We start from the raw sequence: 26,765 nt of genomic DNA, 5'->3' as shown, positions 1-26,765 counted from the left end.
GGGCGATGGCGTCCCGGCTCGTCGTCTCCGCCCGTGATCATCGCCGATCCCCCACGGACGATCATTGGTCGTGGGGCCGAGACGCGTCAAGCTGGTCCAAGTCCAGAAAGTCTTTGTTTCAGAATGGCTTACATGTCGCCTACTCGACATAGCCGCATGGTCGGCAGGCGCCGGCCAGGCCGGCAAAGGCCCGGGCGTCGCTCTTCAGCCAGCGGCGTTAGCGGGCGGCCCCCGGGCATCAGGGCCGAGGGATTGAGGCCAGCGGTCGCCAGACCTGCTCCTGGCACAGCGGGCCGGCGCACCCCGACACCCGCGCCGCCCCGGCGACGAGCCGGATCGAACCTTTGTAGACCCTGCCGTCCGCGGGATTCAGCATGGTCCCGTCCCGCCAGGCGCCGTCGCGCCAGGCGAGGCCCCGTATGATCTCGGTTCCGACCGTTCCCCGCCTGACGCGGCGCTCGTCCAGGACCCAGATCAGCCGCCCACACAGCTTCGATGTGTCGCCCGTGCAGGGCGCGAGCCTGACGAGCCCGCCCAGCCCCGGCGTTACCCAGTCGCCCGACACGGCAAGGGGCACCTGGGCCAGGGACGTCGACGGCGCGGCGATCATCGGGATCAGGCAAAGCGCCAGGATCGCGATCGCGCCAGGCTTTGCGACCCTCCTCAGAGACGGCGCGCGACGCGACACTTGTGCGAACCGCGCCAGATACTCAGGGTGCTCGGTGCCCATCCAGCGGTCCCACCAGGTGAAGTACAGGCCGTAGTTCCAGCCCGCCTGGGCGTGGTGCAGGTCGTGGTGGGTGACGGTGGTCAGGAACGGGATCAGGGGCCGCCCGTCGTGGCGGGCCGGAAACAGCTCGTAGCCGCAATGGCCGATGGTGTTGCGGACGATCTGGTGCAGGACGAACAGTCCGATCACCGGCCAGGGCGTCGGCGTGGCCAGCATCCAGAGTGGGACGAAGGCGCTCTGCACCGCCGCCTCGGCCAGGTCGAAGCTGTAGGCCGTGAACGGCGACGGATTGTTGGATCGGTGATGCCGGCGGTGGAAGGTTCGGAACAGGCCCGGCCGGTGCATCAGCCGGTGCGCCCAGTAGAACCAGGCGTCATGGGCCACGATCATCAGGGCGAGCGACGCCCAGAACCACACCGGCCCCAGCCGCTCGGCGACGGCCGGTCCCCAGACGAGGCCCGCCCGGTCCAGCACGGCCAGCGAGAGGCCGACCGTCGAGAAGATGGCCACCGACCGGATGGAGACGAGGAATTCGACGATCAGCTGCCGCGCCGGCGGCCGGTCCGCCCTCAGCCTTCGTCCGGCCAGCGGTCGCGCGAGCACGATCCACAGCAGGAACCAGGTCGCGACCGCGAAAATCGCATAGCGGCTAAGGTCGCCGCCCAGCAGGAAAAGCCATCCTCGGGCAAGTTCTTCGACATGGGACATTGGGTAGACCTCCGTTGAAGGCCCATCCCTGTCCCTGCCGCCCGGTCGCCGCCCGCCGTGGACGAAAATCGGCCAGTGATTTCATTTCCGGCGAAGCTTTCGCAGAATCGGCGAGCTAGGGGCGTCGTTGGACTCGCCTGGGCGCGCATAAAGGGGGGCATGGGCGAGCTGGCGTCGATGGAGCTGTTGGTGCGCGGCGTGGCCGTGGGCGCCCTCCTGGGCCTCGCGCTCTGCTTCGGGCGAGCCGACGCTGCGCGCCTGCGCCTGAGCGGGATCCTGTTCTGCCTGTCCGCAGCCGGGCACGTGCTGACCCAGTCGCCGACCGTCCGGCTCGCGAGCGGCGCGGCCTTCCCGGTGTTCTGGGTGCTCTCGATCACCTGCGCGGGCTTCCTCTGGGCCTTCGCAACCGACCTGTTCTCGGACGAGGCGCGAACGTGGCGCCGGTTTGCGCCCGCCGCCGCAACCCTGCTGCTGGCGTTCGCGGGCCTGATGGCCCGACCGCCGCTCGCCCAGGGGCTATGGGTGATCTACTCCATCGTCGCCTGCGCGCTGATCGGACATGCGCTGTACGTCGTCGCGCGCAGCTGGCGAGACGATCTGGTGGAGAGCCGCCGAAGGGTCCGTGGTCCCGTGCTGGTCGGCGCCGCCGCCTACGGCCTGGTGGTCGTGGTGTTCGAGGCGACCCAGATGCTCTGGCGACCGCTGCCTGAACTCGCGCCCGTCGGCGCGGCGGCGCTTCTGATGTTGAGCCTGTCCGGAATGGCGGTCTTCCTCAACGCCGACAGCAACCTCCTCCAGTCTGCGCCGCGCCCATCGCCGACGCGTCGAAGCGCCGGGGACCGCGCTCTGCTCGCACGCCTGACCCAGGCCATGGACGAAGAGAACGTCTGGCGCACCGAGGGCCTGACGATGTTCGACCTCGCCAAGCAAGTCGGCGCGCCCGAGCATCGGCTTCGCCGCCTCATCAACACCGAGCTCGGCTACCGAAACTTCAGCGCCTATCTGAACGAGCGCCGCATCAACGCGGCGAAGGCCGCGCTCGCCGATCCGGACCGCGCGTTCAGTCCGGTCTCGGGCGTCGCCTACGAGGTCGGCTTCGCCTCCCTCGGGCCATTCAACCGAGCGTTCAAGGCCGCGACAGGCCTCACGCCGTCCGACTGGCGCGCGCAGGCGCTGGTCTAGAGGCGCGACGTCTCGATCCTGGTGTCCGCGCGCTTCCACGCCTCGGCGAGGTCGGTCTTGGCCTTCGTGGCGTCCTTGCCCTGGGCTTCCAGGGCTTTCACCAGGCCGGCCAGGGCCCAGCCGTCGCGGCGGTAGTGGTGGAGGCTGTCCTGGTAGACCGACTCGGCTTCGGCGGGCTTGCCGGCCTCCAGCAGGGCCGCGCCCAGGAGGTGAGCCACAGGGCGGTGCCAGTAGGCGGGCTCGGTATAGGGCAGCGCGCGCTCCATCGCCTGGGCCTTGCGGAAGTGCGCGACGGCGGCGGCCAGGTCGCCGGACTTCCGCGCGATCTCGCCGTCGACGCTGGCCAGCGCCACGGGGATCATCTGGCGGGCCGGCACATTGAAGGCCTCGTACTTTGCGAAATCGATGCTTTGCAGCGCGGCGATGCGCGCGCGCGAGGCGCGGGCGCCGGCCAGGTCGCCGGTGTTCGCCTGGGCGAAGGCGCGGGCGTAAAGCCACATGGCGGTGTCGAGCTGGAGCGCCTTGTCGGGCGCCGGCTCGGCGAGGATGTCCCGGTAGCGGCCGAAGCGAAGCAGCGTGACCACCGGGGTGAAGTTGTAGAGCTCGGCGATGGACATCTGCTTGGAGAGGTTCGGCGCATCGACCGCCTTCACCAGGCGGCGCGAGGCGTCGATGGCGGCCTGGTAGCGGCCCTCCATCTCGGCCGAGGTCCAGAGGAAGTGGATGTTGTGGCCGTAGTAGGCGGCCGGATAGAAGCCCTGCGCGCGGCAGGCGGCGATGTAGCGCTCGTCGGCCTGGGCGGCCACCTCGTTGGCCGCGGCGGCGTCGGCGTAGCGGCCGACGCGGTAGTAGATGTGGCTGGGCATGTGGACGATGTGCCCGGCCCCCGGCATCAGCTTCAGCAGCCGGTCGGCCGCGGGCTCGGCGCGCTCGGGCGTGGTCGAGGCCTCGACGGCGTGGATGTAGAGGTGCAGTGCGCCGGGGTGGTTGGGGGCCTTGGCGAGCACCTTCTCCAGGGTCGCCACGATGGCCGCGCCGTGCCCCTTGGGCGTCTTGCCGTCGGCCTGCCAGTAGTCCCACGGCTGGGTGTCCATCATCGCCTCGGCCCAGAGGGTCTGGGCGTCGAGGTCGTCGGGATAGGCCGCGGCGAGCTCGCCCATGGCCTGGGCGAAGGCCTCGTTCAGCGCGGCGCGGTCGGCGGTCTTGCTCTGGGCGTACCGCTTCGAGAGCGCGGCGATCCAGGCCTGCTCGCGCGGCGTGGCCTTCGGCGCGAGGGCCTGGGCGTTCTGCAGCGCCAGCCAGGCCGGGATCACCGCGTCATCCTGCATCGGCAGGTTGATGTTGGACCCCAGCGAGAAGGCCACGCCCCACCAGCACATGGCGCAGTTCGGATCGAGCCGGGCCGCCTCGCGGAACGATCGGATCGCCTCGGCATGGTTGAAGCCGAAGACCAGGTTGACGCCCTGGTCGAAGAACTTCTGCGCCTCCGCGTTCGCGGTGATCGGCATGTGGAAGACGCCCAGGCCTTCGAAGACCGGAGCGCCCGGCTTGTCGGCCTGGCCGCCGTAGATCGACGGCATGGGCGGCAGGCCCATGTTCATCGGCCCCATCTTCGACATGTCGTGCGGCTGGGCCGCGGCGGCCGTCGCGGTCAGCAGGGCTGCGGCGGCGGCCAGGAGGACGGTCTTGGAAACCATGGGGGACACCTCGGGGCTACGTTGGGAGCGCAGGACGCCTGACGCCAAGCTGCGCCGCAGCCGACTCTACTCCCAATCGGTCCACATGGATGCGTGCATCGCGGACGCCCCGCCCTCAGGGCAGCCCGTCGATGAAGCCGCGGATGGCGGCGTTGAACGCTTCCGGCCGGTCGATGTTGGCCGCATGGCCCGCGCCCTCGATCACCGCCTTCTTCGCACCGGGGATCCGGGACGCCATGTAGTCGGAGGCGGCGAGGAACGGCGCGTCTTCCGATCCGACGACCACGATGGCCGGAACCTTGATGTCGGGCAGCGAGGTGATCACGGCCGCGTCGCGCTGGGTGAGCATCCCGCGCGCGGCGAGCGCCAGGCCCTTGGCGCTGCGATGCTGGGCCGTGCGCCGCTCGGCCGAGCCGCCCTCCAGCACCGCGAGACCGTCGCGCTCGTAGCGATCGGCGGTCTTCAGGGAGGTGGCGTTCCAGCCGGCGCGGGCCTCGTCGTTCTTGTAGCCCGGGCCCGTGTCGATGATCAGCAGCGCGCGGACCCGCCCGGGGTGCACGCGGTGGAAGGCGAGCGACATGTAGCCGCCCAGCGAGAGCCCGCCGACGATCGCGGTCTCGGCGCCTACGGCGTCCAGCAGGGCCGCCATGTCGGCGACCGTGGCCGGCTCGGAGTAGAGGGCCGGATCGTCGGGGCTGTCGGACTGGCCGTGCCCCCGCATGTCCCAGATGACGAGTTGGTGGTCGCGACTGAGCTCGGCGACCTGGCCGCGCCACATCTGCGAGGTGGCCGAATAGCCGTGGGTGAGCAGGATCGTGGGCCCCGACCCGTGGACCTCGTAGTAGAGGCTGACGCCGTCGTCGCGTTTCAGGGTCGCCATACGATCCTCCCGTCGTTGTCGTTGACGGCCATCGAAGGCGCTTTGGCCGGCGGTGTCGAGGGGCGGCGTTCGGGATCGCCCGGACAGGCCGGGCGATCCGCGCCGGACAGAGCCTAGGCCTGCGCGGCGACCCAGTCGCCCACGTGGCGCTCGAGCACCGTGAGCGGCATCGAGCCCGAGAGGAGGACGTGGTCGTGGTAGGCCTTGAGGTCGAACTTCGCACCCAGCCTGCGCTTCGCATCCTCGCGCAGCCTCGCCCAGACGGTATGGCCGACCTTGTAGCTGTTGGCCTGGCCGGGCGAGGAGAAGTAGCGCTCGACCTCGCGCTGGGCGCGGCTTTCGGTGTTGCCGATGGTGTCCACCATGTACGCCGTAGCCCGCGCGCGGCTCCACCGCTTGTAGTGAATGCCGGTGTCCGTCACGAGGCGCGCGGCCCGGAACAGCAGGCTCTGCAGATAGCCCGCCTGGCCCAGGGGGTCGCCCTCGTAGGCGCCCAGTTCGTCGGCCAGCTGCTCGGCGTAGAGCGCCCAGCCCTCGGAGAAGGCCGAGAATCCGAAGCCCGTCCGGCGCAGCAGCGGGATGCGGCCGCTCTCCTGGGCCAGCGCGACCTGCAGATGGTGGCCGGGCACCGTCTCGTGCACCGCCAGGGTCTTGAGGTTGTAGCGCGGCCAGTCGGCCGTCTCCTTGAGGTTCACGTAGAAGGCGGCCGGCCGCGAACCGTCGAGGGCCGCGGACTGGTAGTAGCCGTTGGCGGCGCCGTCCTGGATGAACACAGGCACGCGGCGCACCTCAACCTTGGCCTTCGGGAGCGTGCGGAAGGCCTTGGGCAGGATGGCGTAGAGGTCGGCGACGTCCTTGTTCAGGTCCGCGATCATCCGCACCCGCGCCTCGTCCGTGTCGGGATAGGCCTGCTTCGGATCGACGTTGAGGGCCGCGAGGCGCTGGGCGACCGTGCCGCGGGTGAGCCCCTGGGCCTTCAGGATGCCGTCCAGACGCCCCGAGATGTCGGCCACCTGGTCGAGGCCCAGCTGATGGACCTCCTGGGGCGTGTAGTTGGTCGTGGTGGAGGCCTTCACCGCGTCGGCGTAGTAGGCGTCCCCGCCGGGCAGCGCCCAGACGCCGGTGTCGGGCTTCGCCCTGCCGCGGACCGCCTGCATCGCGGCGATCTGGCGGTCGAGCGCGGGGTAGACCTCGGTCTCGACAATCTTCTGCGCCCGCGCCGCCCAGTCGCCCGGAAGCTTGGCCGCCTGGGCCTTGCGGGCCAGGGAGGCGGTCAGGATCACCTTGTCCGCCGGCTGGTTCCGAAGCGCCCGCATCTGGCCCAGGGACAGGTCGCAGACGAAGTCGGGCGGCACGACGCCGCGGGCCACGTCCGCCCTCTGGCGGGCCACGTCGTTGTCCATCGCGACGGCGAAGGCCGACAGGCGCGACAGGTAGGCCTCGGCGTCCGCGGCGGTGACGACGCGGTGCTGGCTGTCGAGGAAATCGGGCAGGTTGGCGTAGGCCCCGCCGCGCTGGCTGATCACGTAGGGGCTGAAGTTGCCGCCGACGTCGCCGAAGGCGTAGCGCTCGCCGTTCCGCAGCGCGTTCTCGTTGCTGTAGAGCACGACGTCGTAGTCGACCCGGGAGGCCGGCGAGAGCTTCGCGCGGTCGATGCCCTTGAGCTCCGAGACCCAGCGCCGCGTGCGCTCCAGGCGGCGGGCCTTGCCGGCCGCGGAGTTGTCGTCGAGCTTCGCCTTCAGGTGCGCCCGCGCTCCGGTGTCCAGGCCGAGCTGGGTGGCGCGCACGGGGCTGTCGTCGACCCCCTCGTTGAACATCCGGTCCAGCTGGGCCCTGAGGCGCGCGTCCTCGCCGCCCTCCTGCGCGATCGCGGGGATCGCCGTCGCCAGGGCGGCGCCGGCGGACGTGGCGAGGAAGGCGCGGCGGTCGATGGGGTTACGCATGGGGACTCTTCTCCAAAGGCTCGTGGCTTGCCGCTGTCAGGCGCGCTGGGACGCGACCCAGCGGTCGATCACGGTCTCGAGCACCGTGAGCGGCATGGCGCCGCCAAGCAGCGCGGCGTCGTGGAAACGGCGGATGTCGAAGCGCGCGCCGAGAGCGGCCTGCGCCCGGCCACGCAGCCGCAGCCAGGTGAGCTTGCCCACCATGTAGGCGCAGGCCTGGCCGGGACGGACGCAGTAGCGCTCGATCTCGGTGGCGGCGGACGAGGCCGGGCTGCCGTCGATGGACGTCATGGTGGCGATGGCCTTCTCGCGGCTCCAGCGCATGGCGTGCAGACCCGTGTCGACCACCAGTCGCGCCGCGCGGAACAGCGAGGCCTGGATCTGGCCCAGTTCGCCCAGGGGGTCGCCCTCGTAGAGGCCCATCTCCAGCGCGACCTGCTCGGCATAGAGCGCCCAGCCCTCGGCAAAGGCGGGGAAGCCGGCGATCTTGCGGATCATGGGCAGGTCCGCCTCCATCTGCAGCGAGCGCTGCAGGTGATGCCCGGGGATCGCTTCGTGGTAGGTCAGCGTCTTCAGGGTCCAGCGCGGATTCTCGGCCGAATTCCGCAGGTTGATCCAGTAGATGCCGGGTCGGCTCCCATCCAGCGAAGGCCGATTGTAGTAGCCGCCCGGCGCCCCCGCCTCGATGAACTTCGGCACCCGCCGGATCTCGACGTTGGCCTTGGGGACCGCGCCGAACATGGACGGAAGACGCGGCCGGATGTCGGCGACGATGCGGTTCAGGTCGGCAATGAGCTGTTCCTTGGCCTCGTCGGTGTCGGGGTAGTGGTGCCGGGCGTCCGCGAAAAGGGCCGCGATGCGCTCGCCGACCGTGCCCTTGGTCATCCCCTGTTTCGCCAGGATCGCCTCGGCGCGGGCGCCCAGTTCACGGGCCTGTTCCAGGCCCATCCGGTGGATTTCCTTCGGCGACAGGGTGGTCGTGGTGAAGTTTCGCAGGGCGTCGCGGTAGTAGGCCTCGCCTCCGATCAGCTTCCAGACCCCGGCGTCCGGCGTGGCCAGGTCCTTGAGCTCGGTCATCGCGGCGATCTGCCTGTCGAGGGCCGGGTAGATGTAGGCCGACACCGCACGTTCGGCGGCGGCGGCGTAGTTTCCGGCGAGGCCCTTTTCCCGCACGCGCGTGGCCAGCTGGGTGACCAGCGGCGAGGCCGCGGGCGCGGCGGCGCGCAAGGCGGTCATCTGGGCGATCGTGCGCTCGCAGATGAAGTCGGGCGGGATGACGCCCAGGTTTCGGTCGCGGTGGACCCGCTGGGTCTCCTGGTCCATCACCTCGGCGAAGGCGATGAGGCGCTCGAGATAGGCGTCGGCGTCGGCCTTGGTCTCGATCGAATGCTGCGTGCCCAGGAAGTCCGGGATCTCCTGGTAGGCGCCCGTGAGCTGCGAGAGGACGTAGGGCTGCCCTGCGCCTTCGTAGCCGTAGGCGTACCGGCGGCCGGCCGCCTCGTCCCCCGACAGGGTGAAGAGAAGCGCGTCGTAGCTGGTCCGCTCGGCCGGGCTCAGCCGCTCGCGGTCGACCGTCCGCAGCAGCCTGAGGCGGGCCGCGGTCCGGTCCTTGTCGGCGTCGAGGTCCTGGACCGAGGCCCCGTTGAGCTTCGACTTGGCGGCGGCCCGCTCGCCCTTGTCGAGGCCGAGAGCCGTGACGGCCTCGGGCGCGTGGTCGAGGATGTCCTCGAAGATGCGGTCGAAGACGGCGCGCGCCTTGCCGTCCTCGGCCGTTGCAGCGCCGGCGGCCGGGGCCAGGGACGCCGCCGCCGCCGCGAGCAGGAACTCGCGTCGGCGCATCACGCCTTGGTCGCAGCGATGTAGTTGTCGATCACCGTCTCGAGCGCCGTCAGCGGCATGGAGCCCGACAGCAGGATCGCGTCATGGAACTTGCGCGGGTCGTAGCGCTCGCCGAGCGCGGTCCGCGCCTTCTCGCGCAGGCGGAGGATCGTGACCTTGCCCACCATGTAGCTGCAGGCCTGGCCCGGCCAGACCGCGTAGCGCTCGATCTCCTGGGCGGCCAGCGGCTCGGGGTCGCCCTCGATGTTGCGCATCTCGGCGATCGCCTTCTCACGGCTCCATTTCAGGCTGTGGATGCCGGTGTCGGTGACCAGCCGGGCGGACCGCAGCAGCGCATCGTGGATGTAGCCCAGCTCGTTGAGCGGCTCGCCCTTGTAGAAGCCCATTTCCTGCACGACCTGCTCGGAATAGAGCGCCCAGCCCTCCGCGTAGGCGCCGAAGCCCTGCACGCGGCGCAGCATCGGCAGGTCGGCCTCACGCTGCAGGGTGATCTGCATGTGGTGGCCGGGCAGCGCCTCGTGGAAGGTCGTGGTCGGCAGGAACCAGTACGGGCTCTCGGCCGTGTCGCGCAGGTTCAGCCAGTAGATGCCGGGCCGCGACCCGTCGAGGCTGGGTCCTTCGTAGTGGGTGGACGCCCCCTGCTCTGTCGCCGCCGGGATGCGGCGGATCTCCACGCCGGCCTTTGGCAGCGTGCCGAACTGTTCCGGCAGGCGCGCGCGGATGCGTTCCACCTCCTTGTTGAGGTCGGCGATGATCCGGGCCTTGCCCGCGTCGGTGTTGGGGTAGACGCCCTTCCTCGACCGGTAGAGCGCCTGGTAGCGCTGGCCGATGTTGCCGCGCGTGAAGCCCACCTGCCGGAACAGCACCTCGGCGCGGGCGTGCAGCTCGCGGGTCACGTCCAGCCCCATCTGGTGGACCTCGGCCGGCGTCAGCTTCGTCGTCGTCTGGTTGGCCAGCGACTGGGCGTAGTAGGCCTCCCCGTCGGGCAGCCGCCACACGCCGGCGTCGCGGACGGCCTTGCGCCGAAGCTCCTCCATCAGCGCGATCTGCCGGTCGAGCGCCGGGAGAACCTTGTCGGTGTAGATGGTCGTGGCCTGGGCGCCCCAGGCGCCGGATACGCCCTTGGCCGCCGCGCGCTCGGCCAGCGCCGTGACCAGCGTGGACTTGTCCGGCGGCGCCCGCAGCACCTTCATCCCGCCGATGGCGCCGCGGACCGCGAAGTCGGGCGGCACGACGCCCAGCCCGACGTCATGGCGGACCCGCTCGATCTCCTGATCCATCACCCGGGCGAACGCCTCGAGGCGCGCGAGGTAGGCCTCGCAGTCCTCCTTCGTCTCGATGCGGTGCTGGGTGGCGAGGAAGTCGGGAACGTTCTGCCAGGAGCCCGTGATCTGGGAGAGCACGTAGGGCGCGCCCGCGCCCGCGGCGCCATAGGGGAAGCGCTCGGCCTCGGCGTTGGCCTGCAGTTCGAAGAGCACCGAGTCGTAGTTGATCGCGGCCATGCCCGTCAGGCGGCCGCGATTGACGGCCTTGAGCCGCCGCAACTGGTCGGCGTTGAGCTTCCGGCGCCGCTCCTTGGCTTCGAGCGAAGCGTCGCTGAGCCTGGCGGCCGCGCCGGCGAGCTTGCCCTTGTCGAGGCCCAGCGAGGTGGCGAGCTCAGGGCTTTCGGCCAGCGCCTCGTTGAAGAAGTCCGCCATCAGCTTGTTGAGGTGCTGCTCGGCCGTCGGAGGACGCGGCGGGGGCGGCGCCTTCGGCGGGGGCGGGGGAATCGGCGGGAGGTCCGACTCCGTCGTCGCGCACCCGGCGAGCGTCAGCGCGCCCGCCAGGGTCAGCAGCTGCCTGCGGCTGTGGATCAAGGTGCCCCTCCCCGAATGTTGCCCGCCTGGATGGCGGCAGGCTTAGGACCGCGCCGAACGTCGCGGCAAGCCAAGCCGTCAGGATCGAAGCATTAAATGCCCGTAATGCGAAAGGGCTTGCCGACGTCTGCGGTCGCGGGCAGGTCGGAATGCCCTCGCCTAACTCCCGGATCGCAAGGACCAAATGGCTTCGTTCCTCCACCCGCGGCATGCTCTCGCCGCCGTCCTGTCTCTCACGCTCGCCGCAGGATCGGTCGCCAACGCCCAGCCGGCGAAGGCGCGCCCGACCCCGGCCGAGAAGACCGTGGGCAAGATCCGGGAGAGCCGCGGCTACCAGGCGGCCGTAGCGGCGCTGGACGCCGACCATGACCGGATCGTCGCAGAGACCATCCAGCTCACCGAGATCCCGGCGCCGCCCTTCAAGGAGGAGACCCGCGCGCGAGCCTACATGGCCATGCTGAAGGCGGCGGGCCTGAGCGACGTGGAAATGGATGCCGAAGGCAACGTCATGGGCCTGCGGCGCGGAGGCGGTCCTGCGGGCGCGCCGCTGGTGGTGATCGCGGCCCACCTGGACACGGTCTTCCCCGAAGGCACGAACGTGAAGGTGCGGCGCGAGGGCACGAAGCTGTTCGCCCCGGGGGTCGGCGACGACACCCACTCGCTCGCCGTTCTGCTGGGCTACATCCGCGCCATGGACGCCGCGAAGATCAAGACCAAGCGCGACATCCTGTTCGTCGGAAACGTGGGCGAGGAAGGCCCCGGCGACCTGCGCGGGGTCCGGCACCTCTTCACCAAGGGCAAGTACAAGGACAGGATCGGCGCCTTCTTCTCGATGGACGGCACATCGGCCGACCGGATCACCTACGGCGCGGTCGGCTCGCGCCGCTATCGCGTGACCTTCAAGGGACCCGGCGGCCACAGCTACGGCGCGTTCGGCCTTGTGAACCCGATGGCCGCCATGGGCGCCACGGTGGTCGAGATGAATAGGATCCGCACGCCGGCGAATCCGAAGACCACCTACGCGACCAGCGTGGTGGGCGGCGGCACTTCGGTGAATTCGATCCCCGACACGATCTGGCTCGAGGTCGACATGCGCTCGGAGAGCGCCGAGGAACTGTCCAAGCTGGACGGTCTGTTCAAGGGCATCGTCAAGGCGGCGGTCGACCAGGAGAACGCCGCGCGATCCACCCGCGCCGGCGCGATCTCCGCCGACCTCAAGCTCATCGGCGACCGTCCGACGGGCGAGACGCGGCCGGACGCGGAGATCGTGCAGCTCACCGCCGCGGCGGTGAAGGCGGCGGGGTTCACCCCTGTGCTCGGCGCGAGCTCGACGGACTCGAACATGCCCATCAGCCTCGGCATCCCGGCCGTCACCATCGGCTCCGGCGGCGAAGGCGGGCGCGCCCATGCGCTGGACGAATGGATCGACGTGGCCAAGCCGCACAGCCTGAAGGGGATGGGCGTCGGGCTGGCGGCGCTCCTCGCCGTCGCCGGGATCTAGGCGCCGAGGGCCCCGGCGAATGCCGGGACGCCGGCGGCAGCTCCCATTGGCGTGTCGGGCGGGCCGCGGATAAGACGGCTCATGGGCGCGCCTCTCACGATCTCGGTCGCCGTCGTCGGCGGCGGCCCGGCGGGGCTGTTCGCGGCCGAGCGCCTGGCGCAGTCCGGCTGCGCCGTCACCGTCTACGAGAAGATGCCGTCCGTCGGCCGCAAGTTCCTGATGGCGGGGCGCGGCGGGCTGAATCTCACGCACGCCGAGGACTTCGAGGCCTTCGCCGGCCGGTACGGCGCGGCCGCCGGTTGGGCGCGCCCGATGCTGGAGGCGTTCACCCCGGCCGATCTGCGATCCTGGGCCGAGGGGCTGGGACAGCCGACGTTCGTCGGGTCGTCGGGCCGGGTGTTCCCGAAGGCGATGAAGGCGTCGCCGCTGCTGCGGGCGTGGCTTGCGCGGCTGGCTGCGCTGGGCGTGACGGTGCGGACGCGGACGACCTGGCTGGGCTGGGACGCAGCCGGCGCGCTGCGGTTCGCGACTCCGGACGGGGAGATCACCGAGCGGCCGGACGCCACGGTTCTGGCGCTGGGCGGGGCGAGCTGGCCGAAGCTGGGGTCGGACGGGGCGTGGGCGGCCTGGGTCGGGGACGTGGCGCCCTTCCGACCGGCGAACATGGGGTTCGACACGGCCTGGAGCCCGGTGATGCAGGGCTTCGCGGGCCAGCCGCTGAAGGGGATCGCCCTGAGCTTCGCCGGCCGGACGGTGCGCGGCGAGGCGATGGTGGCCCGCTACGGGCTTGAGGGCGGCGCGATCTATGCGCTGTCGGCGCCGCTGCGGGACGCGATCGAGGCCGAAGGGTCGGCCACGGTGACCCTCGACCTGCGGCCGGACATGTCGGTGGGCGCCCTGACCGCACGGCTGAGCCAGGGACGCGGCGCCGCGTCCCTGTCGAACCATCTGAGGAAGGCGCTGAAGCTGACGCCGGTCGAGACGAACCTGCTGCGCGAGGCGCACGGCAGGAACCTCCCCGCGGAGCCCGGCGCGCTGGCGCGGGCGATCAAGGCCGCGCCGATCCGGCTGACCGGCGCCCAGGGGCTGGCGCGGGCGATCTCGTCGGCCGGCGGCGTGCGGCTGGGGGCGGTGGACGAGCGGCTGATGCTGCGCGCGCGGCCCGGCGTGTTCGTGGCCGGCGAGATGGTCGACTGGGAGGCGCCCACCGGCGGCTACCTGCTGCAGGCGACGTTCGCCACGGCCGCGTGGGCCGCCCGCGGCGTGCTGGCCTGGACGTCCCGCCAAGCTTGACCGTTCAGCCGCCGTTCAGGCGGGCGGCTCCACCGATGGCCGGCTGCTGGGGACCGCCATCATGCTGGATCGGCGCCATGTCATCGCGGGCCTGACCGCCGCGGCCACGCCCGCCCGGGCCGCCGAATCGCGGCTGGCCGACCAGCCGGCGCTGCCCGGCGCGCTCAGCCAGTATCGCGACCTGCCCGTGAAGCGGCTGGACGGCGAGCCCTCGAACCTCGGCCGCCTGCTGGGTCCGCCACGGCCCGCCGTCGTCAGTTTCTGGGCCACCTGGTGCGCCCCATGCGCGCTGGAAGGCCGCCGACTGGCGCGCCTTCGCCTGCTCTATCCGGAAGCGGCCCTGGCGATGGTCGGGCTCAACCTGGACGCCCGCCCGGACCCGATCCGCCTGGACGCGTTCCGCCGCAAGGCCGAGATGAACTACACGCAGGGGCTGGACGCGCGGGCGGTCTACGCCGCCTTCACCCAGCAGGCCGTCGTGAGCCTGCCCAAGACCTACGTCTTCGACGCCGAGGGAAAGGCCGTGGCCGCCTTCGGCCGCTTCTTCGGCGAGCGGACGCTGCGGGCCATCGATGAGGCGGTGCGGCGGGTGGCCGGCGCCAGGACCGGGTGACCCGGAGACCCTATTCCGCCGCCGCCGGCACGCGCGCCTGCGCCGGCCAGGGGTCGACGGTCACGCGGCGCATGTGGCGGCGCTGGCCCGGATAGTCGTTCAAGGCGAAGTGCCAGACCGAGCGGTTGTCCCAGAAGGCCACCGAGCCCGGCCGCCAGGCGAAGCGGCAGGTGAAGCCCTCGTAGCGGCAGTGCTCGAAGAGGTAGTCCAGCAGCGGCTTGGACTCGCGCGCCTTCCAGCCCTCGAACCGCAGCGTGAAGGCCGGGTTCACATAGAGCGCCTTGCGGCCGGTCTCGGGGTGGGTCAGCACCACCGGGTGCACGAATTCGCCGATGTAGCCATCGGCCTCGGCCACCTTCATCGAGCCGCGCTTCTGCGCCGAATGGCCGCCGGCCGAGTACTCGCGGCTGGCGGAGTGGACGGCGTTCAGGCCCTCGAGGGTCTTCTGCAGGCCCGGCGACAGGGCCTCGAAGGCGGCGGCCTGGCTCGCGAAGAGGGTGTCGCCGCCCCAGTCCGGCAACTCGACCGCGTAGAGGATCGAGCCGATGGCGGGCGTTTCCAGGAAGCTCATGTCCGAGTGCCAGCCGCCGCCGAAGTTGGTCTTGTCCGAGGGCTCCTTGATGATCTCCATCACCTCGGGGTGCTCGGCCATGCCGGCGACGTAGGGATGGATGTTGAGCGGCCCGAAGCGGCGGCCGAACGCCACCTGCTGCTCGGGCGTCAGGTCCTGGTCGCGGAAGAAGATGACCTGGTGTTCCACCAGGGCGCGGCGGATGGCGGCGATGGTCTCGTCGCTTTGCGGCCTGGCGAGGTCGACGCCCTCGATCTCGGCGCCCAGGGCGCCCGCGACGCGGCGGATCTTCAGGTCGGTCATCGGCGGTCCTCCGGACGGAGCGTGCTAGACTTCGCCACAATAGGGAGACGAGGCCAGATGGACAAACCCGCGGCGCCCTTCGACGTCGACGGCCACGTCGCCGCGATCCGCGAGCGCGGCTTCACGGTGATCCGCGACTTCATGGACGCCGACACGCTCCGAGAGGCGCGCGAGAGCCTGGCCCCCTTCATCGGCGCGCATCACGGGCGCAACAGCTTCGAGGGCTATCGCACCGAGCGCGTCTACACCCTGGTGGCGCGCGGGCGCGTGTTCGAGGACCTGACGGCCGACCCGCGGATCCTGGCGATCCTCGACCGCTTCCTTCAGCCCGGCTACCTGCTCACCGCCAGCCAGTCGATCCAGATCAACCCCGGCGAGACGGCCCAGGACCTGCACACCGACGACGGCTTCTATCGCCAGCCGCGCCCGCGACCGGCCATCAGCATGACGGTGATCGGGGCCATCGACGACTTCACCCAGGCCAACGGCTGCACCGAGGTGATCCCGGGAAGCCATCTGTGGGGCGACTTCGGCGATCCCGACCGGCCGAACACCCAGGACGCGCTCGAGGCCCTGCTGGTCCCGATGGAGATGCCCGCCGGCGCCTGCTTCGTCATGGCCGGGACCTGTCTCCACCGCGGCGGCGCGAACCGGACCGACCGGCCCCGGCTGGGCTTCACGAACCAGTACTGCGAGCCCTGGGGGCGCACACAGGAGAACTTCTTCCTGGGGATCCCGCCCGAGCGGGCGCGCGCCATGTCGCCCCGCCTGCAGACGCTGCTGGGCTACGACATCCACCCGCCCTTCATGGGGATGGTCAGCTCCGTGCACCCGCGAAAGGCGCTCGAGCCCGGCTGGATTCCCCCCGTCGTGGCGCAGGATCCGGCGCGGGGCTGATCCTGGCCCGCGGCGAAACCCCGGATGGCCGGGAGCTACGCCAGCTGGAGGAAGGCCGGGTCGCGGAAGGGGGCGCCGGGGGTCATGCGCTGGTGGAAGCCCTCGACGCGGGGGCCGGCGCCGCCTTCGCGGGGGTCGTAGACGGCGTCCTCGCCGAAGAAGCGCAGGGTGAGCGTGCGGCGGCGGCCGCCTGGGTGCGTGGGCGCGCCGCCGTGCAGCATCTTGGGGTGGAAGACGATCAGGTCGCCCGGCTCGACCGGCCAGGCGACGATGTCCCAGGCGGCTCGGTCGGCCTCGATGTCGGGCAGGATCGGCAGGGACGACTTCGGGTGCGTGGGCAGGGTGTCGTCGTCCACGTCGAAGCGGGAGCCGTTGTAGAGCCGGCCGCGGTGCGAGCCCTTCACGAACTCCAGCGAGTCCGCCGCGGAGACGCGGTCGAAGGTGATCCAGGCTACGGCCAGCTGATCCCCGGCGACGGCGAGGTAGGATGAGTCCTGGTGCCACGGGGTCCGCCGCGCCTCGCCGCCCTCCTTGAGGAAGACCTGCTCGTACATGAACCAGACGGGCCCGCCGCCCCAGAGGTCGGCCACGATGCGCGGGATCGGGGACGCCTCCAGCATCTCGCGGTAGCCGCTAAGGACCCGCGGATTGTAGAGGTCCTGGTAGAAGGTGGCCGTGGAGCCCTTCGTGGGGATGTTGGAAGCGAGCGGCCCGGGATTGGCCACGCTCCACGCCCAGGCGGCCTCGGCGGCCGCGAGCGCCGGGGCGTCCAGCGCGCCCGGCAGGTGGACGACGCCGTCGCGGGCGTAGGTTTCACTGAGGTCGGTCATGCGGGCCTGTCATCGCGTTCGGGTCTGCCGCGTTCCCCGGAGGGCGCGGCGCTCGAGACCCCTCCACCCTGCTGCGCAGGGTCCCCCTCCCCTTGCAGGGGAGGACCACACCGTCCCCAGTCCTCCCCCACAGGGGGAGGGGGACCGCCGGAGGCGGTGGAGGGGGGCTGCACTCGGCGCCACCGACCCCTCAACCATGCTGGCGCATGGTCCCCCTCCCCTTGGCAGGGGAGGACTGGGGTCGCCCCGGCGGCGGCATCAGTCGTCCATCCGGAAGAGCTTCAGGGCGGTGAGGCCGACGACCTTCTGGGCGTCCTCGACCGGCAGGGCGCGGAAGACGGCCTCGATGGCGCCGCGGGTGTAGCCGAAGGTGCTTTCCTGGTGCGGGTAGTCCGATGACCAGAGCGCCGTCTCGACGCCGATGCGGTCCATGAGCGAGAGGCCCACCGGGTCGGTCATGAAGGTCGCATAGCAGTGCGCCCGCCAGTACCAGCTGGGCGGATGGGCCAGCTTCGGGTTCACCGAGGTGGGGAAGGAATTGTAGATCATGTCCGCGTCGTGGAGCATGCCCGGGATCCAGGAGAGCCCGGCCTCGACGAAGACCACCTTCAGGCCCGGGAAGCGGTCGAAGACGCCGCCGAAGGTCAGCGCCGCCCACTGCTGGCGGAAGCCCTGCATCTGGGTGAGCACCGAGACGCCGACGGCGCCCGGCTCGGCCGTGGGGATCGCCTCGCCGATGTGGAAGGCGAGCGGCAGGCCGCTGGCCTCGACGGCGGCCCAGAGCCCGTCCATCCGCGGGTGGTTGTACTGGATGGTGCGGCCGTCATCGAACTTGCCGGGCTTCAGCGGGATCATCAGGCAGCGCGCGCCCAGCTCGACGCAGCGGGCCACGCTCTCGGCGGCGCCCTCCGGGTCCCAGTAGCTGGGCACCATCACCGAGTAGAGGCGCTTCGGGGCCTTGGCGCACATCTCGGCGATGACGGCGTTGTAGGCGCCGAAGACGTGCGGCTTGTTCTCGATCTCGCCGAACATCATCAGGCCGAACAGACGCTGCGGGAAGATCAGCTCCTTCTCGACGCCCTCGACGTCGAGGTCGCGGAGGCGCGCGTTCACGTCGGTGAGTCCAGGGTAGCACTCCAGCGCCTGGCAGAGGTGCTGGGCGATCGGCTGCGGGGTCATCGACTTGCCGCCGATGGAGAGGTCCCAGCCGCCGTCCTTGAAGACCATGCGCGGGGCCTGGTCCTTCAGCTCGGCCGGGAAGCGGTCGATCCAGAGGTCGCCCTCCAGCATGTGGGAGTCGGCCGAGACGATGCGCGTGCCCGCCGGCCAGTCGCGCGTCCTGCCCTGCGGCTTGCGTTCCGCAGCGACCGGCTGGCCAACCTGCTCCTCGATCTCGAGGATGAAGCCGTCAGGCATGGCGCTTCCCCTGTTCTGTTGTTTCGACAAACTTATAACGCGATCAAGGTTTGGCAATCGGGAGACCGGCATGGCCGCACAGAATCCGTCGCTCGACGCGTGGCGCTCGCTGGTCGACCTGGACCGGCTGGCGGCCTGGATGGACGACCGGGGCCTGGAAGCGGGGCCCATCGAGGAGGCGGCGCGGCCGCCCGGCGGCACCCAGAACATCCTGCTCAAGTTCCGGCGGGGGGAGCGCTGGTTCATGCTACGCCGGCCGCCGCTGGCCGCGCACATGAACGGCAGCGAGACGATGCGGCGCGAGGCCCGGGTGCTGGGCGCGCTGGCCGACACCGACGTGCCCCACCCGCGCCTGATCGCCGCCGAGGCGGGCGAGGACGTGCTGGGCGCGGCCTTCTACCTGATGGAGCCGATCGAGGGCTTCAACGCCACGGTGGGCCTGCCGCCGCTGCACGCCGGGTCGGCGCAGGTGCGGCGCGGCATGGGGCTTTCGCTGGTGGACGGCATCGCGGCGCTGGGACGGGTGGACCACCTGGCCAAGGGCCTGGGCGACTTCGGCCGGGCGGAGGGGTTCCTGGAGCGGCAGGTGGGGCGCTGGAAGAAGCAGCTCGCCAGCTACCAGCAGTACGAGGGATGGGCCGGGCCGGGCGAGATCGAGGGCGTGGAGGACGTCGGCGCCTGGCTGGAGGCGCACCGGCCGCCGACGTTCAAGCCCGGGATCATCCACGGGGACTACCACCTGGCGAACGTGCTGTTCCGGTTCGACGGACCCGAGCTGGCGGCCATCGTGGACTGGGAGCTGACCACCATCGGCGACCCGCTGCTCGACCTGGGCTGGCTGCTCGCCACCTGGCCGCAGCCGGACGCCATCGCCACGGGCGCGGTCTCGGTGACGCCCTGGGACGGCTTCCCCACCGCCGACGAACTGGTGGACCGCTACGCCGGCCAGACCGACCGCGACCTGACCCACATGCGCTGGTACGGCGTGCTGGCCTGCTACAAGCTGGGCATCATCCTGGAGGGCACGCACGCGCGCGCCGCCGCCGGCAAGGCCGAGAAGGCCACGGGCGACGCCCTCCACAACCAGACCCTGGGCCTGTTCCGCCGCGCGCTGGGCTGGATCGGGTAGGCGGGGCGCTTAGGCAGGACCACGCCGCCCCTGGTCCTCCGCCGCAGGGGGAGGGGGACCGCCGAAGGCGGTGGAGGGGGGCTAAGCTCGGCGCTCAAGACCCCTCCACCATGCTGCGCATGGTCCCCCTCCCCTTGCAGGGGAGGACTAGGGCGTTGGTCCTGCCGACCGCGACTGGGCCGCGCCGGTGATCGTACGGATCGCCCCATCCAGATCCTGGAGGACCAGCCGCGCCGGCAGCCGCAGGACCCGGATACCCTGCTGTTCGAGCCAGGCGTCGCGCTCGATGTCGCGCAACGGCGTTTCACCCAGCCAATGCCGCGACCCGTCGACCTCCACGGCCAGACGCAGGGCGTGGCAGTAGAAGTCGAGCACGAACGGCCCGACCGGCTGCTGGCGGCGAAAGCGCAGGCCCTGGCGCCGCCGCCGAAGCTCGCACCAGAGCCGCACCTCGGCCGGCGACATCCGCCGCCTCAGCGCCCGAGCCCGGTTCACCGTGGACCGCGGAGACTCCATGCGGCCAGCGTAGCAGTGAGTGTTTGTTCTGCAAATGTTCCCTTCGCCGCCGCAAGGGGCAGGAGCCGCATTCGGCGCCAGGGACCCCTCCACCATGCTGCGCATGGTCCCCCTCCCCCTTGCAGGGGAGGATCGCAACGACCCTGGTCCTCCCCCGCAGGGGGAGGGGGACCGCCGAAGGCGGTGGAGGGGGGCTGGGCTCGGCGCTCAAAGACCCCTCCACCATGCTTCGCATGGTCCCCCTCCCCTTGCAGGGGAGGACTAGGACGTTGGTCCTCGCCGGCAGCGCATGCGCGGCGTGGCGGGAGAGGCTACATAGGCGCGGCATGTTGCGCGTCGCCGAACTGAAACTGCCGCTCGACCATCCGCCGGAGGCCCTGCCGGCGGCGATCTGTGCGCGGCTGGGGGTGGCCGAGGGCGACCTGGTGTCGTGGTCGGTGTGGAAGCGGGCGCACGACGCGCGGCGCAAGAGCGCGATCCTGAAGGTCTACATCGTCGACGTGGCCGTGAAGGACGAGGCCGCCGTGGCGCGCCGGCTGGCGGGCGATCCGCGCGTGCGGCCGACGCCGGACACGAGCTACCGGCCGGTGGCTGCGGCCCCGGCCCGACTGCCGCTGCGCCCGGTGGTGGTCGGCGCGGGTCCCTGCGGCCTGTTCGCGGGGCTGATCCTGGCGGAGATGGGGTTCCGGCCGATCATCCTGGACCGCGGCAAGGTGGTGCGCGAGCGGACCAGGGACACCTGGGGCCTGTGGCGGCGCAGCGAGCTGAACCCGGAGTCCAACGTGCAGTTCGGCGAGGGCGGGGCCGGCACCTTCTCGGACGGCAAGCTCTACAGCCAGATCAAGGACCCGCGGCACCTGGGCCGCAAGGTGCTGACCGAGTTCGTGGCCGCCGGGGCGCCGCCCGAGATCCTGACCGAGGCGCACCCGCACATCGGCACCTTCCGGCTGGTGACCATGGTCGAGAGCCTGCGGGCCAAGATCGAGGCCCTGGGCGGCGAGTACCGCTTCCAGACCCGCGTCACCGACGTCGAGCTCGGTCCCGACGGCGCCGGCGGGCGGCGCGTGCGGGGCCTGCACCTGCACACGGGCGAATTCCTGGAGGCCGACCGGGTGGTGCTGGCCGTGGGCCATTCGTCGCGCGACACCTTTCAGGCGCTGTACGACCGGGGCGTCCACATCGAGGCCAAGCCGTTCTCGATCGGCTTCCGCATCGAGCACCCCCAGTCGTGGATCGACCAGGCGCTGTTCGGCCCGTGCGCGGGGCATCCCGACCTGGGCGCGGCGGCCTATTCCCTGTCGCACCACTGCGCCAACGGGCGCACGGTCTACAGCTTCTGCATGTGCCCGGGCGGAACCGTGGTGGCCGCGACGTCCGAGCCGGACCGCGTCGTCACCAACGGCATGAGCCAGTACTCGCGCAACGAGCGGAACGCGAACTCGGGCTTCGTGGTGGGCATCGGCCCGGCCGACTATCCCAGCGACCATCCGCTGGCGGGGATCGAGCTGCAGCGCGAGCTGGAGAGCCGGGCGTTCGTGGCCGGCGGCGGGGACTATTTCGCCCCGGGCCAGCGGGTGGGCGACTTCCTGGCGGGGCGGGCGTCCACGGCGCTGGGCGAGGTGGTCCCGAGCTACCGGCCGGGCGTGCGGGCCACCGACCTGGCGCCCCTGATGCCGGACTATGTGATCGCGGCCATGCGCGAGGCGCTCCCGGTGTTCGGGCGGAAGATCCCGCGCTACGACGACGAAGAGGCGGCGCTGACCGGGGTGGAGACGCGCACGTCGTCGCCCATCCGCATCACGCGCGGGCCCGACTTCCAGAGCCTGAACGTGCGCGGGCTGTTCCCGGCCGGCGAAGGCGCGGGCTACGCCGGCGGCATCCTCTCGGCCGGGGTGGACGGGATCAAGGTCGCCGAGGCGGTGGCGCGCTCGATCGTGGCGGCCTAGCGCGCCTGCCAGCGGGCCGGCAGCCGGTACTCGGGACGGGTCGGGCGCAGGAGGTCGAGGCCGACCAGGACGCCCAGGCCCATGAACTTCCACAAGGTCCGCAACGTCTGCATGGCGCCCTCCTGATCCGCCCACAACGACCAGCGGCGCCATTAGGTTGCGCGGAGTCGATGACGGTTCGGCGTCGGTCGTGGGACTTGGGGCGAAGGCCTTGCCGGCTACCCCCTCCCCGCCGGCGCGGGGCGCCGCCAGACCTCCCCCAAGGGGGGAGGACCTTGGGACCGATGCTCCCCCTCTGGGGGAGCTCGCGAAGCGAGAGGGGGTCTTGCGGCGACGACCTGCCGGCTACCCCCTCCCCGCCGGCGCGTTGCGCCGCCGGACCTCCCCCGAGGGGGGAGGACCTTGGGAATGATGCTCCCCCTGGGGGAGCTCGCGAAGCGAGAGGGGGTCAAGCTGTGGCCGGGGGGACGCACCCTGCGCATATCACCGGTCGGTGGGCGCCCGGCGGGGCGGCTCGGCCGTTTTCCAGGGTAAGCGGCACCGCGTTGAGCCCGTTGGGAGGAGCTGAAGTATGAAGCGTACCCTGTTCGCCGCCGCGAGCCCGCTTGCGGCGGGCCTTGCCCTGCTCGCCGCGCCCACAGGCGCGCTGGCGCAGACCGCCGGCGCCGCCGAGGACACGACCGCGACGGTCGACGAGATCGTCGTCACCGCCCAGATGCGCGAGCAGAGCCTGCAGGACGTGCCCGTGGTGGTCACCTCGGTGAACGCCCAGCAGCTGCAGGACGCGGGCGTCCGCGACATCAAGGACCTGACCATCGTCGCGCCGGGCCTGACGGTGACCTCGACCAGCAGCTCGGCCATCACCACGGCCCGCATCCGCGGCATCGGGACGGTGGGCGACAACCCTGGCCTGGAGTCCTCGGTCGGCGTGGTCATCGACGGCGTCTACCGGCCGCGCAACGGCGTCGCCTTCAGCGACCTGGGCGAGACCGAACGCATCGAGGTGCTGAAGGGCCCGCAAGGGACGCTGTTCGGCAAGAACACCACCGCCGGCGTGATCAACATCATCACCCGCCGCCCGTCGTTCGAGCTGGGCGCCACGTCGGAAGCGCAGTTCACCAACTACGACGGCTTCGGGGGCTCGATCTCGCTGACCGGCCCGCTGGTGGGCGACACCGTGGCCGCCCGCGTCTACGTCGCGGCCCGCGAGCGGGACGGCTATTACAAGACTGCTGGGAAGGACAACAACGACCAGAGCTTCTACACCGGCCGGGCGCAGATCCTGTTCGCGCCCACCGAGACCTTCGACCTCAACGTGTCGATGGACTACACCAAGCGTGACGAGCGCTGCTGCGGCGCGGTGCAGATCCAGAACGGCGCCACGCAGGCGATCATCAATGCCCTGGCGCCCGGCGGCATCGCCATCCCGCCCGACCCGGACTCGTTCCGCGACTACAGCAACCGCAGCTTCCTGAAGACGGTGAAGGACCAAGGCTGGGCAGCCGAAGCCAACTGGCGGACTCCGTGGCTGGGCGGGGCCAAGCTCACCTCGATCACCGCCCTGCGCCACTGGAGCCAGACGGGCGGCTCGGACGTGGACTGGACGGGCGCCGACATCCTCTACGCTCCCACCCTGCGCCTGAGCTCCAACCCCGGCTCGAGCAAGTTCCAGACCTTCACCCAGGAGGTCCGCCTGGCCGGCGCGACCGACAGGCTGGACTGGCTGGTCGGCGCCTTCTACTCGCGCGAGAAGCTGGGCCTGCACGTGCGCACCGTGACCTACGGGACCCAGTACGAGCAGTACGTGAACGCGCTCTTCGGCGGCACGCTGTCGCCGGTGTTCACGGGCCGCCCGCTGGGAACCACCTTCGTGGCGGGCCAGGGGCAGGACGACCTCTACCGGCAGACGGAAGAGGGCTTCTCGCTCTTCACCAACAACAGCTTCCGGATCACCGAGGGCCTCGAGCTGACGGTGGGGCTGCGCTACACCTGGGAGGAGAAGGACCTCAAGACCTTCTGGAGCAACACCGACGGCGGGATCGGCTGCGCCACGGCGCTGGCCCGCGCGGCGGCGGCCGGCGGTCCCCTGCCGGCGAACGGAAGCCTGATCCGGGCGGGCGGCCTCCTGGCCTCGGGCCCGTACCAGGTGCTCTGCGCGGCCTCGAACAGCCCCCGCTTCGGCCAGATCCGCAACAACGACCAGTCGCTAGACGAAGAGAAGCTGACCGGCACCGCCAAGCTGGCCTATCGCTTCTCGCCCGAGGTGATGGCGTATGCGTCATACGCACGCGGCTACAAGGCGGGCGGCTTCAACCTGGACCGGATCGCGACCACGAACCAGACGGTCCCCGGCCAGCCGACCGAGCCGGTGCTCGACACCAGCTTCGCGCCCGAGACGGTGGACTCCTACGAGCTCGGCCTGAAGAACACCCTCTTCAACCGCAAGGTCCTGCTGAACGTCACCGGCTTCTACCAGCGCTACGACGACTTCCAGCTCAATGCGTTCAACGGCCTGGTCTTCACCGTGGCCTCGGTGCCGAAGGTGATCTCCAAGGGCGTCGACCTGGACTTCATCTGGTTCACGCCGATGGAAGGCCTGACCCTGAACGGCGGCGTCACCTACGCCGAGACCTACTATCCGCGGAGCACGCCGGCGCAGCTGGGCGGCAATCTGCCGGGCTCGCGCCTGTCGCTGGCGCCGCTGTGGTCGGGCTCGCTGGGGATGACCTACGAGCGCAACCTCAGCGACGAGCTGATCGGCCGCGTCGCGGTGAACGCCAAGAGCGTGTCCAGCTACAACACCGGCTCGGACCTGGACCCGGTGAAGAACCAGCCCGGGTTCACCCTGGTCAACGCGCGGGTGGGGCTGGCCTCGGCCGACAAGCGCTGGGCGGTGGAAGCCTTCGCCCAGAACCTGTTCGACGACGTCTACTACCAGGTGGGCTTCAACGCCGTGCTGCAGTCGGGCTCGTACGACGCCTTCCTGGGCCAGCCGCGCACCTACGGCGTGGCGCTCCGCTTCACGTACTGACGCGGACGGCGCCGGCGGGAACCGCCGGCGCCCCCTTCGGTGGTTTTGGCCCCACCGGGAGGAAGCTCCGGTCCTCACCCTGCTGGCGCATTTGCAAGGTCCTCCCCTGCAAGGGGAGGGGAACCCTGCGTCGGCAGGGTGGAGGGGTCGCTGCCGCCGTGGGTCGCCCCCCTGCGGGGGAGGACTGCCGCCGGCGACCTCGCGGTCTCGGCGGTGGATCGGGCTTCGTCGCCGCGGCTGGCCGCTGAGACGGACGCATCGCCTCCAGCCACCAAGACCGGGCCGGGGAGGCCCGGATCCCTTGGCGCCGTCATTCCGCGGCGTGTCCGCACGACCCAGGCCGGCGGGTAGCGACGGCCCCCCATCAGGCGCGGCGTCGCTCCTGCGATGTCCCCTGGCTCACAGCTGGCGCAAGCATGGGTCCCGCGGACGAGCCGCGGGATGACGGTGCAGGTTCAGCGGCGTCGATAGCCGACGCCGCGGAGGGTGCCCGCCTAGTTCCGCGCGGTGTCGACCAGCTTGTTCTTGGTGATCCAGGGCATCATGGCGCGCAGGCGCTGGCCGACGTCCTCGATCTGGTGCTCGGCGTTGCGGCGGCGGGTGGCCTTGAAGCTGGGCTGGCCCACGGCGTTCTCGGCCATGAAGTCGCGCACGAAGCGGCCCGACTGGATGTCTTCCAGCACCTTCTTCATCTCGGCCTTCGTCTCGGGCGTCACGATGCGCGGACCGGTCACGTACTCCCCGTACTCGGCCGTGTTCGAGATCGAGTAGTTCATGTTCGCAATGCCGCCCTCGTAGATCAGGTCCACGATCAGCTTCACCTCGTGCAGGCACTCGAAGTAGGCCATCTCGGGCGCGTAGCCCGCCTCGACCAGCGTCTCGAAGCCGGCCCGGATCAGCTCCACGAGGCCGCCGCACAGCACGGCCTGCTCGCCGAACAGGTCGGTCTCGCACTCCTCACGGAAGTTGGTCTCGATGATGCCCGAGCGGCCGCCGCCGATGGCGGACGCATAGGCCAGGCCCAGGTCCATGGCGTTGCCCGACGCGTTCTGGTGAACCGCGATCAGGCAGGGCACGCCGCCGCCCTTCTGGTACTCGCCGCGCACGGTGTGGCCGGGGCCCTTGGGCGCCACCATGAAGACGTCGACCGTGGACTTGGGCTCGATCAGGCCGAAATGGACGTTCAGGCCGTGGGCGAACAACAGGGCCGCGCCGTCGCGGATGTTGGGCTCGATCTCGTTGATGTAGATGCCGCGCTGCAGCTCGTCGGGCGCCAGCACCATCAGCAGGTCGGCCCACTTGGCCGCATCGGCCACGCTCATCACCTTCAGGCCGTCGGCCTCGACCTTCTTGGCGGTGGCCGAGCCGGGCTTCAGCGCGACCGCCACGTTCTTCACGCCGGAGTCGTGCAGGTTGAGCGCATGCGCACGCCCCTGGCTGCCATAGCCTACGATGGCGATCTTCTTGTCCAGGATGCGGGAAATGTCGGCGTCGCGGTCGTAGTAGACGCGCATGATTGTTCTCCTAGGACAAAGAAAGCTGCCGCAACTGCGCAACGGCGGTGCGGAAAAGCCGGGGGTGTGAAGCGGTTTTTTGCCGGCAGGTCAAGATAGCCCCTGAGCTCCGGGCGGCTCACGCGCGCAGGCGGGCCATGGCGAGGGAGTCCACATAGGCCCCGTCGCGCCAGGCGTAGTCGCGCAGCAGCCCCTCGCGCGCGAAACCGAAGCGTTCGTAGAGGGCGATGGCGCGGGCGTTGTCGGCATAGACGTTCAGCTCCAGCCGGCGGACGTTCCACCAGCGGTCGGCCAGGTCGACGACGGCCGCCATGAGCGCCGTCCCGACGCCTCGGCCCGCGAAGGCGTCGTGAACGGCCATGCCGACGCC

Annotated in this window: 20 protein-coding genes and 1 pseudogene; 8 read left to right on the top strand and 13 right to left on the bottom strand. The window is 70.9% G+C overall.

Features of this window, described 5'->3' with window-relative positions:
* Window positions 1-238 precede the first annotated feature (238 nt).
* Together JNK30_RS08675 and JNK30_RS08670 are read right to left on the bottom strand one after the other, a co-directional pair.
* Window positions 239-610, bottom strand: coding sequence for a DUF2147 domain-containing protein (locus tag JNK30_RS08675; RefSeq protein WP_293481667.1), 372 nt, complete (start codon window positions 608-610; stop codon window positions 239-241).
* A 75-nt stretch (window positions 611-685) separates the two neighbouring features.
* A pseudogene (locus tag JNK30_RS08670) lies at window positions 686-1,438 on the bottom strand (sterol desaturase family protein); the annotation flags it as partial.
* A 159-nt stretch (window positions 1,439-1,597) separates the two neighbouring features.
* Between JNK30_RS08670 and JNK30_RS08665 the strand changes: the two are divergent.
* A complete protein-coding gene (locus tag JNK30_RS08665) occupies window positions 1,598-2,620 on the top strand; it encodes an AraC family transcriptional regulator (RefSeq protein WP_293481665.1) in 1,023 nt (340 codons plus the stop codon).
* Here the strand turns inward: JNK30_RS08665 and JNK30_RS08660 are convergent.
* The 5 genes from JNK30_RS08660 to JNK30_RS08640 form a co-directional block, all read right to left on the bottom strand.
* Window positions 2,617-4,317: a hypothetical protein gene (locus tag JNK30_RS08660; protein WP_293481664.1), complete on the bottom strand. Its 1,701-nt coding sequence runs from the start codon at window positions 4,315-4,317 to the stop codon at window positions 2,617-2,619. The two genes, JNK30_RS08665 and JNK30_RS08660, sit on opposite strands and share 4 nt — an antisense overlap.
* A gap of 115 nt (window positions 4,318-4,432) precedes the next feature.
* Entirely contained in the window at window positions 4,433-5,197 is a 765-nt protein-coding gene (locus JNK30_RS08655) for an alpha/beta fold hydrolase (protein WP_293481663.1), read from the bottom strand.
* A 113-nt stretch (window positions 5,198-5,310) separates the two neighbouring features.
* Entirely contained in the window at window positions 5,311-7,140 is a 1,830-nt protein-coding gene (locus JNK30_RS08650; protein WP_293481662.1) for a DUF885 family protein, read from the bottom strand.
* A 36-nt stretch (window positions 7,141-7,176) separates the two neighbouring features.
* Window positions 7,177-8,979: a DUF885 family protein gene (locus JNK30_RS08645; protein WP_293481666.1), complete on the bottom strand. Its 1,803-nt coding sequence runs from the start codon at window positions 8,977-8,979 to the stop codon at window positions 7,177-7,179.
* Entirely contained in the window at window positions 8,979-10,835 is a 1,857-nt protein-coding gene (locus tag JNK30_RS08640) for a DUF885 family protein (protein WP_293481661.1), read from the bottom strand. Before JNK30_RS08640 ends, JNK30_RS08645 begins: the two co-directional genes overlap by 1 nt.
* Before the next feature lie 184 nt (window positions 10,836-11,019).
* Between JNK30_RS08640 and JNK30_RS08635 the strand changes: the two genes are divergently transcribed.
* The 3 genes from JNK30_RS08635 to JNK30_RS08625 all read left to right on the top strand — a co-directional run bounded on the left by JNK30_RS08635 (window position 11,020) and on the right by JNK30_RS08625 (window position 14,242).
* Entirely contained in the window at window positions 11,020-12,336 is a 1,317-nt protein-coding gene (locus JNK30_RS08635) for a M20/M25/M40 family metallo-hydrolase (RefSeq protein WP_293481660.1), read from the top strand.
* A gap of 81 nt (window positions 12,337-12,417) precedes the next feature.
* Window positions 12,418-13,629 carry a TIGR03862 family flavoprotein gene (locus JNK30_RS08630; RefSeq protein ID WP_293481659.1) on the top strand — a complete coding sequence of 404 codons (1,212 nt, stop codon included), beginning with the start codon at window positions 12,418-12,420 and terminating at the stop codon, window positions 13,627-13,629.
* A gap of 61 nt (window positions 13,630-13,690) precedes the next feature.
* Entirely contained in the window at window positions 13,691-14,242 is a 552-nt protein-coding gene (locus tag JNK30_RS08625; RefSeq protein ID WP_293481658.1) for a TlpA disulfide reductase family protein, read from the top strand.
* A 10-nt stretch (window positions 14,243-14,252) separates the two neighbouring features.
* Here the strand turns inward: JNK30_RS08625 and JNK30_RS08620 are convergent, their stop codons facing one another.
* Complete coding sequence (locus tag JNK30_RS08620; protein WP_293481657.1) at window positions 14,253-15,116, bottom strand: TauD/TfdA family dioxygenase; 864 nt, start codon at window positions 15,114-15,116, stop codon at window positions 14,253-14,255.
* Window positions 15,117-15,173: 57 nt separating this feature from the next.
* Between JNK30_RS08620 and JNK30_RS08615 the strand changes: the two genes are divergently transcribed.
* Entirely contained in the window at window positions 15,174-16,013 is an 840-nt protein-coding gene (locus JNK30_RS08615; RefSeq protein ID WP_293481656.1) for a phytanoyl-CoA dioxygenase family protein, read from the top strand.
* Between the two features lie 35 nt (window positions 16,014-16,048).
* On the opposite strand, the gene JNK30_RS08610 is transcribed toward JNK30_RS08615, so the two are convergent.
* Window positions 16,049-16,843 (bottom strand): phytanoyl-CoA dioxygenase family protein, encoded by a 795-nt coding sequence (locus JNK30_RS08610; protein WP_293481655.1) that lies wholly within the window; start codon window positions 16,841-16,843, stop codon window positions 16,049-16,051.
* Between the two features lie 258 nt (window positions 16,844-17,101).
* Window positions 17,102-18,259: an amidohydrolase family protein gene (locus tag JNK30_RS08605; protein ID WP_293481654.1), complete on the bottom strand. Its 1,158-nt coding sequence runs from the start codon at window positions 18,257-18,259 to the stop codon at window positions 17,102-17,104.
* A 70-nt stretch (window positions 18,260-18,329) separates the two neighbouring features.
* On the opposite strand from JNK30_RS08605, the gene JNK30_RS08600 reads away from it, so the two are divergent.
* Window positions 18,330-19,388, top strand: coding sequence for a phosphotransferase family protein (locus tag JNK30_RS08600; protein ID WP_293481653.1), 1,059 nt, complete (start codon window positions 18,330-18,332; stop codon window positions 19,386-19,388).
* A gap of 147 nt (window positions 19,389-19,535) precedes the next feature.
* Here JNK30_RS08600 and JNK30_RS08595 read toward each other — a convergent pair whose 3' ends face one another.
* Window positions 19,536-19,904, bottom strand: coding sequence for an endonuclease domain-containing protein (locus JNK30_RS08595; RefSeq protein WP_293481652.1), 369 nt, complete (start codon window positions 19,902-19,904; stop codon window positions 19,536-19,538).
* 326 nt (window positions 19,905-20,230) lie between these two features.
* Between JNK30_RS08595 and JNK30_RS08590 the strand changes: the two genes are divergently transcribed.
* Window positions 20,231-21,850, top strand: a complete 1,620-nt coding sequence (locus JNK30_RS08590) for an NAD(P)/FAD-dependent oxidoreductase (protein ID WP_293481651.1) — start codon at window positions 20,231-20,233, stop codon at window positions 21,848-21,850.
* Window positions 21,851-22,421: 571 nt separating this feature from the next.
* Window positions 22,422-24,881, top strand: a complete 2,460-nt coding sequence (locus JNK30_RS08585) for a TonB-dependent receptor (RefSeq protein WP_293481650.1) — start codon at window positions 22,422-22,424, stop codon at window positions 24,879-24,881.
* A 494-nt stretch (window positions 24,882-25,375) separates the two neighbouring features.
* On the opposite strand, the gene ilvC is transcribed toward JNK30_RS08585, so the two are convergent.
* Together ilvC and JNK30_RS08575 are read right to left on the bottom strand one after the other, a co-directional pair.
* Window positions 25,376-26,395, bottom strand: coding sequence for a ketol-acid reductoisomerase (gene ilvC, locus JNK30_RS08580; protein ID WP_293481649.1), 1,020 nt, complete (start codon window positions 26,393-26,395; stop codon window positions 25,376-25,378).
* Between the two features lie 118 nt (window positions 26,396-26,513).
* Window positions 26,514-26,765: GNAT family N-acetyltransferase (locus tag JNK30_RS08575; protein ID WP_293481648.1), on the bottom strand; the 252-nt coding region annotated here is incomplete at its 5' end.

It is taken from the genome of Phenylobacterium sp. (genome assembly GCF_016793225.1).
Lineage (GTDB): Bacteria > Pseudomonadota > Alphaproteobacteria > Caulobacterales > Caulobacteraceae > Phenylobacterium.
This window is presented reverse-complemented; position numbering and strand designations above follow the sequence as displayed.